Raw genomic sequence first — 15,760 nt, 5'->3', positions numbered from 1 at the left:
CGAGCGGGGCCACGTCGTGGCCCCGCGACGGCGGTCTAGACGGTGCGGGGGTTCTCGTCGTCGGAGGCCGAGGTGTCGACCCGGTCGCCCGGGGCACGCTCGCCGAAGGCGGGCTTGGTGAGGTCGACCGGTGCGGCGGCGGGACGGCCGTCGACGTCGTCGGCCTCGTCGACGACGGTCTCGTCGTCGGCGGCGACCGGGGGCGTCACGACCCGGCCGAGGGTCTGGCGGTGCACCTTCAGGACGGTGCCCGGGGCGACCTCGACCTCGGCCGTGGTGGTCTCGTCGTCGATCGAGACGATGGTGCCGTAGACGCCGAAGGTCAGCATGACCTCGACCCCGGGGACGAGCGCGGTCTGCAGCTCGGCCTGCTGGCGGTCGCGCTTCTTCTTGTTGCGGAACATGAAGAAGACGAGGACCACCAAGAGGAGGACCATGATGAGCGATGTGGCGTCCATGAGGAACTGCCTTTCGGAGCTAGGAGGTTGTCGTCGGCGGCGGTGCTGCGGGGGCCCCTGGCCTCACCGACCTCCGGAGATCATAGTTCATCGCCGAACAGCGCCCCTGAGCCGCGCGACAGGCCGAAGTGCCGCCACGCCGTCGCGGTGGCCACCCGCCCGCGCGGGGTCCGGACCAGGAGGCCCACCCGGACGAGGAAGGGCTCGACGACCGACTCGATGGTGTCGGCCTCCTCCCCCACGGAGACCGCGAGCGTGCCGAGTCCGACGGGCCCCCCGTCGAACCGGGTGAGGATGGTCTTCACGACCTCCCGGTCGAGGCGGTCGAGCCCCAGGTCGTCGACGTCGTAGAGCTCGAGCGCCGCGCGCACCGTCGCGAGGTCGGCGTCACGGCCGTGGACGAGGGCGTAGTCGCGCACCCGGCGCAGCAGGCGGTTGGCGATGCGCGGCGTGCCGCGGCACCGGCCCGCGATCTCGGCCAGGGCCTCTCCGTCGACGGCGATGCCGAGGAGCGAGGCGGCGCGTCGCAGCACCTCGGCGAGCTCCGCCTCGTCGTAGAACTCGAGGTGGGCCGTGAAGCCGAAGCGGTCGCGGAGCGGGTTCGGCAGCATCCCGCTGCGGGTCGTCGCCCCCACCAGGGTGAAGGGCGAGAGCTCGAGGGGGATGCTCGTCGCCCCCGCGCCCTTGCCGACCATGATGTCGATCCGGTAGTCCTCCATGGCGAGGTAGAGCATCTCCTCCGCGGAGCGCGCCATGCGGTGGATCTCGTCGATGAAGAGGACCTCGCCCGGCACCAGGGCCGAGAGCACGGCGGCGAGGTCGCCGGCGTGCTGGATGGCCGGCCCGGACGACATGCGCAGGGGGCGGCCGCTCTCGTGGGCCACGATCATCGCCAGGGTCGTCTTGCCCAGCCCGGGCGGACCGGCCAGCAGGATGTGGTCGGGCGACCGCCCCTGCATCGCGGCGGCCTTGAGGAGCAGCTCCAGCTGCCCACGGACCTTCGCCTGCCCGACGAACTCGCCGAGCGAGGTCGGCCGGAGCGCGCCCTCGAAGGCGAGCTCCGCCTCCGACTCGACGGTGGGCCGGGTCAGGTCGGCGTCGGTCACGAGCGGGCGCCGAGCGACTTCTGCGGCCCGAGGTGGCCGAGCGCCGCCCGGAGCAGCTGCGGCACGGCCGCGGCGACGTCGTCGCCCCGGGCGGCCACGACGGAGTCGATCGCCGCCTGGGCCTCGCGCTCCGACCAGCCGAGGCCGACGAGCGCGACGAGGACGTCGGCGGCCGTGCTGGAGGCGGCGGTGACGCTGGGTGCGGACGCCGCGACGTCGAGCTTGCCGGCCAGCGACAGGACGATCAGCTTCGCCGTCTTCGGGCCGATGCCCGAGACGCGACGGAACGCCGCGTCGTCGTCGTCGGCGACGGCGTGGGCGACCTGCGACGGGCTGAGGTGCCCGAGCACTCCCTGGGCGCTCTTCGGGCCGACGCCCGTCACGCTGCGGAGCAGGTCGAAGACCTCGAGCTCCTCGCGGTCGGCGAAGCCGAAGAGGGAGAGGTCGTCTTCCCGGACGACGAGGGCGGTGTGGAGCATCGCCGTCTCGCCGGGCCGCAGGGTCAGGGCGAGCTGGGCCGTGACGCCGACGCGGAGGCCCACTCCCCCGACCTCGACGACGACAGTCGTCCCGGAGGCGGACAGCACGGTTCCCCGGACGGACGAGATCATGCCCCCAGCCTAGGAGCCCGCTGACGCTTCTCCGCGTCGCGCCACGCCCGCTGGGCGGGCGTCAGCCCGGCGGCCGTGCCGGCACCGCCCGACGCCGAGGACGAGGCGGACGGCACGGTGGTCGTGCGACCGTCGCGACGCCAGGCGTGGCAGATCGCGATGGCGAGGGCGTCGGCGGCGTCCGCCGGACGGGGCGGCTCGGCGAGGCCGAGCAGCCGGGCCACCATGGCGGCGACCTGGGCCTTGTCGGCGGACCCGTAGCCGGTGACGGCGGCCTTCACCTCGGAGGGGGTGTGCAGCGCCACGGGGATCGACCGCTCGGCGGCGGCACGCAGCGCGAGCCCGCTGACCTGCGCGGTGCCCATGACGGTGCGCAGGTTGTCCTGCGCGAAGACGCGCTCGATCGCCATCGCGTCGGGCCGGTGCTCGTCGACGAGGGCCTCGATGCCCCGGCCGATCGTCATGAGCCGCTGCTCGAGAGGCTCGTCGACGCCCGACCGGACGACCGTCACGGCGACGAGGGTGGCGCGCCGCTGGGCGTCGACCTCGACCACGCCGACGCCGCAGCGCGTCAGGCCGGGGTCGATGCCGAGCACCCGCAGCGGCACGGCCTCGTCAGTCTTCGTCGTCGTCGTCGAGCGCGGCCTGCACGTCGGCGGGAACGTCGAAGTTGGCGTAGACGTTCTGGACGTCGTCGTCGTCGTCGAGCGCGTCGACGAGCCGGAACACCTTGCGGGCCGTCTCGAGGTCGACCTCGATCTTGAGGCCGGGCACGAACTCCACGTCGGCGGAGTCGTAGTCGATGCCGGCGTCCTGGAGCGCGGTGCGGGTGGGGACGAGGTCGGACGGCTCCGTCACGATCTCGAAGCCCTCACCGCGGTCGGTGACCTCCTCGGCGCCGGCGTCGAGGACGGCAGCGAGGACGTCGTCCTCCGTCAGCTCGTCGGTCTTCATGACCGCGATGACGCCCTTGCGGCTGAAGTTGTACGCCACGCTGCCGGGGTCGGCCATGGTGCCGCCGTTCCGCGACATGACCGTGCGGACGTTGGCGGCGGCCCGGTTCTTGTTGTCGGTGAGGCACTCGATCAACAGGGCGACGCCGTTCGGGCCGTAGCCCTCGTACATGATGGTCTGGTAGTCGACGACCTCGCCGCTGAGGCCGGCGCCGCGCTTGATCGCGCGGTCGATGTTGTCGTTCGGCACCGAGGTCTTCTTGGCCTTCTGCACCGCGTCGACCAGGGTCGGGTTGCCCGACATGTCGGCACCGCCCTGCTTGGCGGCGACCTCGATGTTCTTGATGAGCTTGGCGAACGACTTCGCGCGACGGCTGTCGATGACGGCCTTCTTGTGCTTGGTCGTGGCCCACTTGGAATGCCCGGACACGGTGCTCCTTACCTACGGCAGATGATCCGGATCAGTGTACCGGCCGTCGCCGCCGGAGAGGTCAGCGGGAGGCGAAGGCGCGGGCCTTGTCGAGGAACCGGGCGTGGAACCGGTAGTCGGCCGTGACCTCGGGGTGGAACGCGGTGCCGAGCAGGGAGCCCTGCTCGACCGCGACCACGCGGCCGTCGTCGAGCACGCCCACCGCGGTGGCCAGCGACCCGACCCTGTCGACGACGGGGGCGCGGATGAAGACCGCGTGCACGGGAGGGCCGCCGATCACGGGCACGTCGAGGTCGGTCTCGAAGGAATCGGTCTGGCCGCCGAACGCGTTGCGGCGGACGGAGACGTCGAGCCCGCCGATCGTGCGCTGCCCGGGGGTGCCGTCGACGACGTGGTCGGCCAGCATGATGAGGCCCGCGCAGGTGCCGTAGACGGGCAGGCCGCCGTCCACCGCGGCACGGAGGGGCTCGGCCATGCCGAAGGTCCGGGAGAGCTTGTCCATCACGGTGGACTCCCCGCCGGGGATGACGAGGCCGGAGACCGAGGCCAGCTCGTCGGGGCGACGGACGGGCACGGCCTCGGCGCCGAGGGCCGTGAGCACCGCGAGGTGCTCACGGAAGTCGCCCTGGAGGGCGAGGACCCCCACCCGGGGGCCCCGCGCCTCCGTCGAGGGGCTACCAGCCACGCTCGGCGAGGCGGTGGGGCGCCGGCAGGTCGGGCACGTTGATGCCGACCATGGCCTCGCCCAGGCCACGGGACGCGTCGGCCACGACCTGCGGGTCGTCGAAGAACGTGGTCGCCTTGACGATGGCGGCCGCCCGCTCACGCGGGTTGCCGGACTTGAAGATGCCGGAGCCGACGAAGACGCCGTCGGCGCCGAGCTGCATCATGAGCGCGGCGTCGGCCGGGGTCGCGACGCCGCCGGCGGTGAAGAGGACGACGGGCAGCTTGCCCGTCGCGGCGATCTCGGCGACGAGCTCGTACGGAGCCTGGAGCTCCTTCGCGGCGACGTAGAGCTCGTCCTTCGCGAGGCCCTTGAGCTGCGCGATCTCCTTCGAGATGGTGCGGATGTGCTTGGTCGCCTCGGAGACGTCGCCGGTGCCGGCCTCGCCCTTCGAGCGGATCATGGCCGCGCCCTCGGTGATGCGGCGGAGGGCCTCGCCGAGGTTCGTCGCGCCGCAGACGAAGGGGACGGTGAAGTTCCACTTGTCGATGTGGTTGACGTAGTCGGCCGGGCTGAGGACCTCGGACTCGTCGATGTAGTCGACGCCGAGGGTCTGCAGGACCTGCGCCTCGACGAAGTGGCCGATTCGGGCCTTGGCCATGACGGGGATGGAGACGGCGGCGATGATCTCGTCGATCATGTCGGGGTCGCTCATGCGGGCGACGCCGCCCTGCGAGCGGATGTCGGCGGGCACGCGCTCGAGGGCCATGACGGCGACGGCGCCGGCCTCCTCCGCGATCTTCGCCTGCTCGACGTCGACGACGTCCATGATCACGCCGCCCTTCAGCATCTCTGCGAGGCCGCGCTTGACCCGGTCGGAGCCGGTCGTGCCGGCGGCGGTCGACGAGGAGGCGGAGGTGGGGACGGAGGTCGGGGTGCTGTCGCTCATGATGCGCCTAGTTTAGGCGCACTCGTCAGGCTGCGGGCCCCGGTGACGCCGCCGGTGCCGAAGTGGCCTCGTCGTGCGGCCACGCCTCGGCGACCGCGGTGCGGACGTCGCCGAGCAGCTGCGTGATCGCCTTCGTGCCCGCCACGATGGGGAAGAAGTTCGAGTCGCCCGCGTAGCGCGGCACGACGTGCTGGTGGAGGTGCGCCGCGATCCCCGCGCCGCCCACGGCTCCCTGGTTCATGCCCAGGTTGAACCCCTGCGCGTGGGACACCTCGGTGAGCACGCGCATGGCCGTCTGCGTCAGCGCCCCGATCTCCGCGACCTCCTCGGGAGTCGCGAGGTCGTAGGTGGAGACGTGCCGGTACGGGCAGACCAGCAGGTGACCCGGGTTGTACGGGAACAGGTTCAGGAGGACGTAGGCGTGGCGGCCGCGGGCGACGACCAGCGCCTCCTCGTCGGCCTGCGACGGCGCACGGCAGAACGGGCACGAGTCGTCGTCGTGCGAGCCCTGCCCGCCGGCGACGTACACGGCGCGGTGCGGAGTCCAGAGTCGCTGGAAGGCGTCGGGCACGCCCGCGAAGTCGCCCGCCGACTCCCCGGGGGCGGGCGTCGCGCCCTCTCCCCCGGAGCCGGTGGGCGTGCTCGCCGTCACCGTCAGACCTGGGCCTTCGTCTCGATGGCCTCGAGGATCTTCGCGACGGCGTCGGCGACCGGCACGCCGTTCTCCTGGGAGCCGTCGCGGTAGCGGAAGCTGACGGCCCCCGCGGCGCGGTCCTCCTCGCCGGCGATGAGCTGGAACGGCACCTTGGACTTCGTGTGCGTGCGGATCTTCTTCGGGAACCTGTCGTCGCCGTGGTCGACCTGGGCGCGCACGCCCTTCTCCTTCAGCTGCGCAACGACGCCGTCGAGGTAGTCGCCGTACTCGTCGGCCACCGGGATCGCGACGACCTGCACGGGCGAGAGCCAGACCGGGAAGGCCCCGGCGTAGTGCTCCGTGAGCACGCCGAAGAACCGCTCGATGGTGCCGAAGAGGGCCCGGTGGATCATGACCGGGCGCTGGCGCGTGCCGTCGGCGGCCGCGTACTCGAGCTCGAACCGCTCGGGCAGGTTGAAGTCGAGCTGCACCGTCGACATCTGCCAGGTGCGGCCGATGGCGTCCCGAGCCTGGACGGAGATCTTCGGGCCGTAGAACGCGGCCCCGCCCGGGTCGGGCACCAGCTCGAGGCCGGACTCCTCCGCGACCTCGCGAAGGGTCGACGTCGCGGTCTCCCAGATGTCGTCGTCGCCGACGTACTTCTCCGGGTCCTTCGTGCTGAGCTCGAGGTAGAAGTCGGTGAGGCCGTAGTCGCGGAGCAGCGACAGCACGAAGGCGAGCGTGCCGGTCAGCTCTTCCTTCATCTTCTCGCGGGTCGTGAAGATGTGGGCGTCGTCCTGGGTCATGCCGCGGACGCGCGTCAGGCCGTGGATGACGCCGGACTTCTCGTTGCGGTAGACCGTGCCGAACTCGAAGAGCCGGAGCGGCAGGTCGCGGTACGAGCGCGGCTGCGACCGGTAGGCGAGGATGTGCATCGGGCAGTTCATGGGCTTGAGGTAGTAGTCGGCGCCCTGGCGCGTGACCTCGCCCTCGTCGTTGCGTGCCTCGTCGAGCTTCATCGCCGGGAACATGCCGTCCTTGTACCAGCCGAGGTGGCCGGAGGTCTCGAACAGGCTGGCCTTGGTGATGTGCGGCGTGTAGACGAAGTCGTAGCCGGCCGCCTCGTGCCGCCGGCGCGAGTAGTCCTCCATCTCGCGACGGATGATGCCGCCCTTCGGGTGGAAGATCGCGAGCCCGGAGCCGATCTCGTCCGGGAACGAGAACAGGTCGAGCTCGACGCCGAGCTTGCGGTGGTCGCGCTTCGCGGCCTCCTCGAGGCGGGCCTGGTAGGCCCGCAGCTCGTCCTTCGTGGGCCAGGCCGTCCCGTAGATGCGCTGCAGCTGGGGGTTCTTCTCCGAGCCGCGCCAGTAGGCGGCGGCCACGCGCATCAGCTTCGTGGCGTTGCCGAGGAGTCGCGTGCTCGGCAGGTGCGGACCGCGGCAGAGGTCGTACCAGACCACGTCGCCGGTCTTCGGGTCGACGTTGTCGTAGACGGTGAGCTCCGCCCCTCCGACCTCGACGGACTCGCCGTCGTCGCCGACGCCGTCGGTGCCGCCCTTCAGCCCCACGAGCTCGAGCTTGTAGGGCTCGTCGGCCAGGAGCTCCCGGGCCTCCGCCTCGGTCACGACGCGACGGCGGAAGCGCTGGCCCTGGCGGATGATCCGCTCCATGCCCTTCTCGATCGCCTTGAGGTCGTCGGGCGTGAACGGCTCGGCGACGTCGAAGTCGTAGTAGAAGCCGTCGGTGACGGGCGGCCCGATGCCGAGCTTGGCCTCGGGGTTGATCGCCTGCACCGCCTGGGCCATGACGTGGGCCGCCGAGTGCCGCAGGATCGAGAGCCCGTCGGGCGAGTCGATCAGGACCGGCTCGACGACGTCGCCGGCGTGCACCTCGGACGCGAGGTCGCGGAGCTCGCCCGCCACGCGGATCGCCACGACGGCCTTGTCGGTGAACAGCTCGAGGCCGGTCGTCGTCTGCGTCACCTCGACCGTCTCCGGGCGGGCGGTGGCGCCGCTGTCGGGGGTGACGCTGGCGTCGGGGGCAGGCTGGTCAGACACGGTCGTGTGCTCCTTGGCGTTCGGGGGACGGCGGCCAGTTTAGCGGCGGGCGACGCCCCTCCCCGCTACGCGGCCAGCTCGACGGCGCAGGCCTCCGCCGCCACCCAGGCGAGCATGCCGCACTTGACGCGCATGACGAACTTCGAGACGCCGTGGAAGGCGACGGCGTCGCCGAGCAGCTCGTCGTCGGGCTCGCCCGCACCGCGCGACCGCATCATCTCGCGGAACGCCCCGACCCGGACCCGGAGCTCGTCGAGCGTCAGGCCGGGGGCGACGTCGGCGAGGACGGACGCGGACGCCATCGAGATGCTGCAGCCCGCGCCCTGCCAGCGCAGCGACTCGACGCGGTCCGTCCCGGGGACGAGCGCGACGCGCACGGTGATCTCGTCGCCGCAGGTGGGGTTCCGCTCGTAGTGCTCGGCGCCGGCCCCGGGCAGGTCGCCGTCGCCGTGCCGCGCCTTGGCGTGGTCGAGGATCACCTGCTGGTACAGGGAGTCGAGGGCGCCGCTCATCGGTCGCCCTCCCCGGCCGGGGCCGCCACGCCGTCGTCCACGCCGAAGTAGGCGCGGACCCCGGCGACCCCGGTCAGCAGCCGCGCCACGTCCTCCGTGGTCGTGTACAGGTACGTGCTCGCCCTCGTGGTGGCGGTGACGCCGAGCCGGCGGTGCAGCGGCTGGGCGCAGTGGTGCCCGACGCGCACCGCGACGCCCTGGGCGTCGAGGTACTGCCCGACGTCGTGGGCGTGGACGCCGTCCACGACGAAGCTGGCGAGGCCCGAGCGGGCGACGCCCGCGGGCGGCCCCACGACTCGGACGCCGGGGATCGCGGAGAGGCCCGTGACGAGCGACTCGGCCAGCGCCTCCTCGTGCTGCTGCACGCGGTCGAGCCCGACGGCCTGGAGGTACCGGACGGCCTCGGCGAGGGCGACGGCCTGCGAGACGGGCTGCGTGCCGGCCTCGAAGCGCTGCGGGGCGGGCAGGTACTCGGCCGAGTCGAGCGTGACGGTGGTGATCATCGACCCGCCCGTGCGGAAGGGCGGCAGCGCGCCCAGCAGCTCCGCCCTCCCCCAGAGCACCCCGATGCCGGTCGGCCCGAGCATCTTGTGGCCCGAGAACGCGAGGAAGTCGACGTCGAGGGCGCGGACGTCGACGGGGCGGTGGGGCACCGACTGGCAGGCGTCGAGCACGACGAGGGCCCCGACCGCGTGTGCGAGCGCGACGACCTCGTCGACGGGGGCGACCAGCCCGGTGACGTTCGAGACGTGGGCGACGGCCACGACGCGCGTCCGGGGCCCGATCAGGGCCGCGGCGTCGGCGGCCGTCCACACGCCGTCGTCGTCGACCGCGACGGCGCGGAGCACCGATCCCGTCACGGCCGCTAGCTCTTGCCAGGGGACGAGGTTGGCGTGGTGCTCCGCCTCGGTGACGACGATCTCGTCGCCGGGCCGGAGGGCGAACCTCCGGGCGGGCTCGCCGCCGCGGCCGTGGGTCGCGTTCGCCATGCCGTAGGCCACGAGGTTCAGGGCGTCCGTGGCGTTCGCCGTCCAGACGACCTCGTCCGCGGAGGCGCCGAGCAGGCCGGCCACGGTCTCCCGCGCCTCCTCGAAGGCCTCGGTCGCCAGGGCGGCGAGCGTGTGCGCGCCGCGGTGCACGGCCGAGTTGGTCGTCTCGAGGAAGGCGCGCTCCGCGTCGAGCACGGCACGGGGCCGCTGCGCGGTCGCGCCGGAGTCGAGGTACGCCAGCGGCTCGCCCGAGACCTCCTGCGCGAGGAGCGGGAAGTCGGCGCGGAGGCGGGCGGCCTCGTCGTCGGAGAGCGGCCCCGGGGAGGCGGTCGTCGCGGCGGCCCGAGGGCCGGCGGTCGTAGAGGTGGTGGTCACGGTGTCCCTTCTCGCCGATCGTACCGAGGGTCGACCACGGCACCGTCGTGCAACGACGCGGGGGCGCCGTGTGTTCCCGGAGGCCGCCCCGGCCCGCGCACGCCGCGGTCGGCGTCAGTCGTCGAGCGGCCGCAGCACCCGTCGCAGGAACTGCTGCGTGCGCGCCTCGCGCGGGCGGTTGAGGACGTCGGCCGGCGTGCCGCGCTCGACCACGACGCCGTCGTCCATGAAGACGACCTCGTCGGCCACCCGCCGGGCGAACTCGAGCTCGTGCGTGACGACGATCATCGTCCAGCCCTCCTCCGCCAGCTCCTTCACGACGGTGAGCACGTCGCCGACGAGCTCGGGGTCGAGGGCGGAGGTCGGCTCGTCGAAGAGCAGCAGCTCGGGCCGGAGCGCCAGCGCGCGCACGATGCCCACGCGCTGCTGCTGCCCGCCGGAGAGCTCGACGGGGTAGGCGTCCTCGCGGCCGCCGAGGCCCACGCGCGCGAGCAGCCCCCGGGCCTCGCTCCGCGCCTCCTCCGGGTCGCGCCCCTGGACGCGGATCGGCCCCTCGACGACGTTCTGCAGCACGGTCATGTGCGGGAAGAGGTTGAAGTGCTGGAACACCATCGACGACCGGTCGCGGAGGGCGAGCAGCTCGCGCTTCGACGCCCCCGCCCCGAAGTCGAGCACCTGCCCGGTCGAGAGGGCGACGGTGCCGCCGTCGGGCACCTCGAGGCTGTTGAGCGACCGCAGCACCGTGGTCTTGCCCGAGCCGGAGGGCCCGATGATCGCGACCACCTGGCCACGGCGGACGGAGAGGTCGATGCCCTTCAGCACGGCCGTGCCCCCGAACGACTTCGTGAGCCCGGTCACGGTCAGCACGGCGGGGGCGGACGAGGAGGCGCGGGCGGGGCCGGCGGCGGAGGCGTCAGCGGGCGACATGGCGGTCCAGCTTCTTCTCGAGGGCGCCCTGGCCGGTCGACAGGGCGAGGCAGATGACCCAGTAGACCAGGGCGGCCTCGAGGTACAGCAGCATGAACTCGTTCGAGACCGTCGCGATCTGCTGTGCCTGCCGGAAGAGCTCGGTGACGAGGATCAGCGAGGCGAGCGAGGTGTCCTTGACGAGCGAGATGAACGTGTTCGAGAGCGGGGGCACGGAGACGCGCGCCGCCTGCGGCAGCACGACGCGCCGCAGCGCGAGCGAGCGCGACATGCCGATCGTGTGCGCCGCCTCCCACTGGCCGCGCGGAACGGACTGGATCGCCGCCCGGATCACCTCGGCGCCGTAGCCGCCCACGTTGAGCGAGAACGCGATGATCGCGCTCGGCCAGGGGTCGAGGCGCACGCCGATCGACGGCAGCCCGTAGAAGACCACGAACAGCTGCACGAGGAGGGGCGTGCCCCGGATGACCGAGACGAAGACGCGGGCCGGCCACCGCAGCCAGCGCGTCGGCGACAGCCGCATGAGGGCGACCACCAGGGCGATGACGAGCCCGATGGCCATGGAGGCGAGGGCCAGCGGGATCGAGGCCACGAGGGCGCCCGACACGATCGGCCAGAGCGACCGCCAGAAGAGGTCGGACGACGGCACGGGCTACTCGCTGACGTCGCTGCCGAAGTACTTCTCGGAGATCGAGGCGAGCGTGCCGTCGGCGCGCAGCTCGTCGAGGGCGTCGTCGATCGCGGCGACGAGGTCGTCGGACCCCTTCGCGACCACGAAGGCGCTCTCGGAGACGTCGTCGGTGGTGGCGCCGACCTTGACCGCGGCCGCGGCCGTCGGGTCGGTCTGCTGGTAGTCGAGGAAGGTCAGCTCGTCGTTGACCGTGGCGTCGATGCGCCCCTGCTCGAGGAGGGCGATCGACTGCGCCCAGCCCTCGACGACCTCGACGTCGGCGCCGGCGTCCTTGGCGGTGGTGTACCAGTTGCTCGACTGCGACTGCGCGGTGGTCTTGCCGTCGAGGTCGGCGAGCGACGTGATCGAGGTGTCGTCGGCCGGCACGATGACCACGCCGCGGCTCACCGTGTACGGGGCCGAGAAGTCGTACTTGGCCTCGCGCTCGTCGGTGATCGAGACCTGGTTGGCGATGAGGTCGAAGCGGCCCGCGTCGAGGCCCGCGAAGATCGCGTCCCACTGGGTCTCCTGGAACTCGGGCGTGACTCCCAGCTTCTCGGCGACGGCGGTGACGACCTCGACGTCGTAGCCGGTGAGCTCGCCGGAGCCGTCCTCGTGGAAGGTGAACGGCTTGTAGGTGCCCTCGGTGCCGACGACGAGCTTCCCGGCGTCCTGCACGTCGGCGAGGGTCGTGCCCTCCCCCGCCGCGGCGGTGCTGCTGCCGGTCGGCGCGCTGACCACGCCGTCGGTCGACGCGGGGGCGCAGGCGCTGAGGCCGAGCACGGAGGCGGCGACGACGCCGGTGAGGGCGACGGTGCGGGCGGTGCGGGCGAGGCGGGTGCGGGGCGCGGTGATCTTCACGTCGGACTTCCTGGTCGGGGGTGCTCCTGCGCCCGGGTCGGGCGTGGCTCCCGACACTAACCGCGCGTCGCCCCCGCTGATTCCCGATGACGCCGCGTCTCGTCGTCGAGCCTCACGTGCACGTGCCGGACGTCGTCGGCGGCGACCGCGACGAGGGAGAGCGACAGCGACCCGAGCCAGCGGCCGTCGAGCAGGTCGGAGCGCACCAGGGCCTCCGGGTCGCGCTCGTCGAGCGCCGTGCTCTCGCGGAGCACGTCGAGCCACGGCCCCCACGAGGAGCCCGCGTCGGCGAGGGCGTCGAGACCGCCGAGCCCGTCCGCCCGGCCCTCGGCGGGCGGCGGCCCCGTGGGCGCCTCCGCCGCGCGGAACGACGGGGCCCAGCGAGCCACGCGCGGCACCGCCGCGTCGTCGACCGCTCCGTGCGTGAGCACGTGCACTCCCGGGGCGAGCCGCTCGGCCCTGAGGGCGGAGCCGTCCCACGAGGTCACCGACGCCCCCTCCAGGTCCGCCGTGAGGAGCGTGAAGGGACGCTGGCGCGGACGCCCGGCGGGCAGGTCGCCGTCGGCCGCCGCGCGGAGCGGCAGCACCCCTCGGGTCTCCCACCCGCCCTCCGGCTCCGGCGGCCGCTCGTGCCGGTTGAGGACGACGGAGGCGCGGGCCGGGCCCGTCGCCGTGGCCAGCCAGGCCCCGCCGGCCTCCCGGTCGTGGACGCCCTGCACCCGCTCGCCGAGCTCGGGCCACCAGGCGGCCGGAGGATCCCACGGGCGGTCGGCGGCCTCGTCGCGGAGGCCGAGGAACACCACGGGCCAGGGGCCGGACGGGGCGACGGAGACGACGACTGTGCACACGGGGAGGCTCCTCGGCCGGGTCGGGGGCGCGACCACCCCGGGATGGGGCATCGTGGAGGCAGCAACGCTACCGGGCCGCCGGCGCTTCCCCGACGGCCCCCGACGTCAGGGGAACCGTGACCGGACAGACCGACCGTGGCCAGCACCGACGAGACGACGACGGCGAGGGCGCCCGGCGCCTCACGGTCGTGGTCGGCGTCTCGGGCGGGATCGCCGCGTACAAGGCGGTCAGCGTCGTCCGCGGCCTCGTCGTCCGGGGCCACGACGTCCACGTCGTCCCGACGGAGGCGGCCCTGCGGTTCGTGGGCCTGCCCACCTTCGAGGCCATCAGCCGCAACCCGGTGCACACCTCCGTCTTCGACGACGTCGCCCAGGTGCGCCACGTCGCGCTCGGCCAGGCGGCGGACCTCGTCGTCGTCGCGCCGGCGACGGCCCACACCCTCGCGGCGATCGCGCACGGGCTCGCCGACGACCTCCTCGGCACGACGATCCTCGCGAGCACGGCTCCCCTGGTCGTCGCCCCGGCCATGCACACCGAGATGTGGCGGAACGCCGCCACCGTCGCGAACGTCGAGCTGCTGCGCTCGCGGGGCGTGGTCGTGGTCGGCCCCGACGACGGGCCGCTCACCGGCGGCGACAGCGGGCCGGGTCGTCTCAGCGAGCCGGACGTGATCGTCGAGGCCGCGCTCGCGGCCGTCGCCGAGGCCGTCGTCGCGGAGGCGCGCCCCCGCGACCTGTCCGGTCGCCGCGTCGTCGTGACGGCCGGCGGCACCCGCGAGCCCCTCGACCCCGTGAGGTTCCTCGGCAACCGCTCGAGCGGTCGACAGGGGCTCGCCCTGGCCCGGGCCGCTGCGTCCCGCGGGGCGGCCGTGACCCTCGTGGCCGCGCACCTGGACGACGACGTCGCCCGGGCGGCGGCGCTCCTCCCCGGCGTCGAGGTCGTGGCGGCGGGCACCGCGAGCGAGCTGCTCGACGCGACCACCGCCTCCTCGATCGGGGCCGACGTCGTCGTCATGGCGGCGGCGGTCGCCGACTACCGCCCCGTCGAGGTGGCCGCGTCGAAGATCCGCAAGGACGACCGGGGCGACGAGCTGACGCTCCGCCTGGTCAGGACGACCGACGTGCTCGCGGCCCTCAGCGCCTCACGCCCGGCCGACCAGGTCGTCGTCGGCTTCGCGGCCGAGACGGCCACGTCGCCCGAGGAGCTGCTCGACCTCGGGCGGCGGAAGCTCGCCCGCAAGGGCTGCGACCTGCTGGTGCTCAACCCGGTCGGCTGGTCGACCGGGTTCGGCACCGACGACTCCGACGTCGTCGTGCTGGGCGCCGGGGGCGAGGAGGCCGGCCGCCTGGCCGGGACGAAGGACGAGGTGGCGCACCTCGTGCTCGACGCCGTCCTCGCGACGGGGCGCCTCGGCCTCGCCGGTGGCGGCGTCGCCTGAGGCGGCCGCCCGTGCCGCGGCGTCGTCGGCGCGCTGGTGCAGCCAGATGACGAGCACCACGCTGAAGACGACGAGCACCGTCCACGAGCCGATCTTCGACGGGTGCACGATCGACCAGCCGTCGGCCTGGGAGGCGTAGGCCCAGGCCCCGACGAGGGTCGCCGCGTTCTCCGCGAGCCAGATGAAGACGGCGATGAGCGCGAACGAGACGAGGAGCGGCATGCGACGGACCCTCCCCCGGACGGTGAAGGCGACCCGATGCCGGCCGAGGAGGAGGACGGCCACCGCCATCAGCGGCCACCGGACGTCGGGCAGCCAGTGGTTCGTGAGGAAGTTCAGGTAGAAGGCGGCCGCGAGGGCCAGCGCCGGGCCCGTCCGCACGCGGTCGACCCGGAGGTCGAGGCGCCGCCAGGCCTGGCAGACGTAGCTCCCGACGGCCGCGTACATGAAGCCGCTGTAGAGCGGCACGTCGGCCACGCGGAGGACCCCCTCGTCGGGGTAGGACCACGAGCCGACGGCGACCTTGACCACCTCGAGGCCGAGGCCCAGGAGGTGGAAGGCGCAGATCACGAGCAGTTCGCGGCGGCTCTCGAGCCGCCCGACGACGAAGGCCGCCTGCACGGCGACGCACCAGACGAGCATCGCGTCGTACCGCGGGATCCCCACGTCAACGACCGAGGTGACGGCGAGGCCGACGAGCACGGCGACGGCGAAGGCGCAGGAGAGGGCCTGCTGCACCGCGAAGGCGACGAGGTCGCGGAGGGCCTCGACGGCCCGGTCGCGGGACGGCGCTCGGCGACCCGCGGTCGGGGAGCCGGCGGGCAGGGGGCCGGAGGCGGGCGTGGCGGGCATGTCGGCGACGCTACGGGCGGCGACGCCCGCCCCGGATCGGCCCGGAGGACCACCGTGGTCCTCCCGGCGGACGACCGCTCCTGCGCCCCGGGCTCGCCCGTTCACCTCGGTGTGCCACCATGCCCCCGTGAGCAAGAAGATCGATGCAGCCCTCAAGACCCTGGTCAAGGCCCTCGAGCACCACGGCGAGGTGATGGGAGACCGGCCGCTCTCGGCGAAGAAGGCGGGGCGCGCCACCGAGCGCGTGCGCCAGGCGGCCGCCGAGTACACGCTGGTCGTGGCCGACAAGACCGGTCAGCCGAACCCGTTCGTCGACTTCCTCGACCCCGAGACCGTGCGCTCGCTGCGGGGCGAGCGCGACGCCATCGCGGCGAAGAAGGGCACGGGCTCGACCGAGCCCTCGTCCTCCTCCTGACCCCGGGGGC

17 protein-coding genes and 1 pseudogene are annotated in these 15,760 nt (G+C 73.4%); 2 read left to right on the top strand and 16 right to left on the bottom strand.

The window, feature by feature from the left end; genetic code table 11:
- Positions 1-35: 35 nt before the first annotated feature.
- From yajC to IFT72_RS15910, 15 genes are all read right to left on the bottom strand, one after another.
- Positions 36-458, bottom strand: a complete 423-nt coding sequence (gene yajC, locus IFT72_RS04755) for a preprotein translocase subunit YajC (RefSeq protein ID WP_185232604.1) — start codon at positions 456-458, stop codon at positions 36-38.
- A gap of 80 nt (positions 459-538) precedes the next feature.
- Positions 539-1,564: a Holliday junction branch migration DNA helicase RuvB gene (gene ruvB / locus IFT72_RS04750; RefSeq protein ID WP_056054648.1), complete on the bottom strand. Its 1,026-nt coding sequence runs from the start codon at positions 1,562-1,564 to the stop codon at positions 539-541.
- Positions 1,561-2,175 carry a Holliday junction branch migration protein RuvA gene (gene ruvA, locus IFT72_RS04745; protein ID WP_056054645.1) on the bottom strand — a complete coding sequence of 205 codons (615 nt, stop codon included), beginning with the start codon at positions 2,173-2,175 and terminating at the stop codon, positions 1,561-1,563. Before ruvA ends, ruvB begins: the two co-directional genes overlap by 4 nt.
- A complete protein-coding gene (ruvC, locus tag IFT72_RS04740) occupies positions 2,172-2,777 on the bottom strand; it encodes a crossover junction endodeoxyribonuclease RuvC (protein ID WP_192045901.1) in 606 nt (201 codons plus the stop codon). Before ruvC ends, ruvA begins: the two co-directional genes overlap by 4 nt.
- A gap of 13 nt (positions 2,778-2,790) precedes the next feature.
- A complete protein-coding gene (locus IFT72_RS04735) occupies positions 2,791-3,558 on the bottom strand; it encodes a YebC/PmpR family DNA-binding transcriptional regulator (RefSeq protein ID WP_185232602.1) in 768 nt (255 codons plus the stop codon).
- Positions 3,559-3,619: 61 nt separating this feature from the next.
- The gene (pdxT, locus tag IFT72_RS04730) at positions 3,620-4,243 is read right to left on the bottom strand and encodes a pyridoxal 5'-phosphate synthase glutaminase subunit PdxT (RefSeq protein ID WP_056054635.1); all 624 of its coding nucleotides are present in this window, start codon (positions 4,241-4,243) and stop codon (positions 3,620-3,622) included.
- A complete protein-coding gene (gene pdxS / locus IFT72_RS04725; protein WP_056054631.1) occupies positions 4,233-5,171 on the bottom strand; it encodes a pyridoxal 5'-phosphate synthase lyase subunit PdxS in 939 nt (312 codons plus the stop codon). Before pdxS ends, pdxT begins: the two co-directional genes overlap by 11 nt.
- A gap of 25 nt (positions 5,172-5,196) precedes the next feature.
- Positions 5,197-5,823 (bottom strand): HIT domain-containing protein, encoded by a 627-nt coding sequence (locus IFT72_RS04720; RefSeq protein WP_192045679.1) that lies wholly within the window; start codon positions 5,821-5,823, stop codon positions 5,197-5,199.
- A gap of 2 nt (positions 5,824-5,825) precedes the next feature.
- A complete protein-coding gene (thrS, locus tag IFT72_RS04715; RefSeq protein ID WP_056055891.1) occupies positions 5,826-7,787 on the bottom strand; it encodes a threonine--tRNA ligase in 1,962 nt (653 codons plus the stop codon).
- A gap of 140 nt (positions 7,788-7,927) precedes the next feature.
- The gene (gene sufU / locus IFT72_RS04710; RefSeq protein WP_167259138.1) at positions 7,928-8,374 is read right to left on the bottom strand and encodes a Fe-S cluster assembly sulfur transfer protein SufU; all 447 of its coding nucleotides are present in this window, start codon (positions 8,372-8,374) and stop codon (positions 7,928-7,930) included.
- Positions 8,371-9,738, bottom strand: a complete 1,368-nt coding sequence (locus tag IFT72_RS04705; RefSeq protein ID WP_192045678.1) for a SufS family cysteine desulfurase — start codon at positions 9,736-9,738, stop codon at positions 8,371-8,373. The genes sufU and IFT72_RS04705 overlap by 4 nt, the downstream gene beginning before the upstream one ends.
- A 114-nt stretch (positions 9,739-9,852) precedes the next feature.
- On the bottom strand, positions 9,853-10,665 hold the full coding sequence (locus IFT72_RS04700) for an amino acid ABC transporter ATP-binding protein (RefSeq protein ID WP_167259136.1): 813 nt from the start codon (positions 10,663-10,665) through the stop codon (positions 9,853-9,855).
- Entirely contained in the window at positions 10,652-11,314 is a 663-nt protein-coding gene (locus IFT72_RS04695; RefSeq protein ID WP_056054613.1) for an amino acid ABC transporter permease, read from the bottom strand. Before IFT72_RS04695 ends, IFT72_RS04700 begins: the two co-directional genes overlap by 14 nt.
- Before the next feature lie 3 nt (positions 11,315-11,317).
- A complete protein-coding gene (locus tag IFT72_RS04690) occupies positions 11,318-12,196 on the bottom strand; it encodes an amino acid ABC transporter substrate-binding protein (RefSeq protein WP_235491171.1) in 879 nt (292 codons plus the stop codon).
- Positions 12,197-12,252: 56 nt separating this feature from the next.
- The gene (locus IFT72_RS15910; RefSeq protein WP_192045677.1) at positions 12,253-13,044 is read right to left on the bottom strand and encodes an NRDE family protein; all 792 of its coding nucleotides are present in this window, start codon (positions 13,042-13,044) and stop codon (positions 12,253-12,255) included.
- 188 nt (positions 13,045-13,232) lie between these two features.
- Here IFT72_RS15910 and coaBC point away from each other — a divergent pair, with 188 nt between their 5' ends.
- Positions 13,233-14,483 carry a bifunctional phosphopantothenoylcysteine decarboxylase/phosphopantothenate--cysteine ligase CoaBC gene (gene coaBC / locus IFT72_RS04680; RefSeq protein WP_371741199.1) on the top strand — a complete coding sequence of 417 codons (1,251 nt, stop codon included), beginning with the start codon at positions 13,233-13,235 and terminating at the stop codon, positions 14,481-14,483.
- A 72-nt stretch (positions 14,484-14,555) separates the two neighbouring features.
- On the opposite strand, the pseudogene IFT72_RS15905 reads toward coaBC, so the two are convergent.
- A pseudogene (locus tag IFT72_RS15905) lies at positions 14,556-15,335 on the bottom strand (DUF817 domain-containing protein); the annotation flags it as partial.
- Between the two features lie 127 nt (positions 15,336-15,462).
- On the opposite strand from IFT72_RS15905, the gene IFT72_RS04670 reads away from it, so the two are divergent.
- Positions 15,463-15,750, top strand: a complete 288-nt coding sequence (locus IFT72_RS04670; protein WP_056054607.1) for a hypothetical protein — start codon at positions 15,463-15,465, stop codon at positions 15,748-15,750.
- Positions 15,751-15,760 lie beyond the last annotated feature (10 nt).

The organism is Frigoribacterium sp. CFBP 8754 (assembly GCF_014841815.1).
GTDB classification, from domain to species: domain Bacteria; phylum Actinomycetota; class Actinomycetes; order Actinomycetales; family Microbacteriaceae; genus Frigoribacterium; species Frigoribacterium endophyticum.
This window is presented reverse-complemented; position numbering and strand designations above follow the sequence as displayed.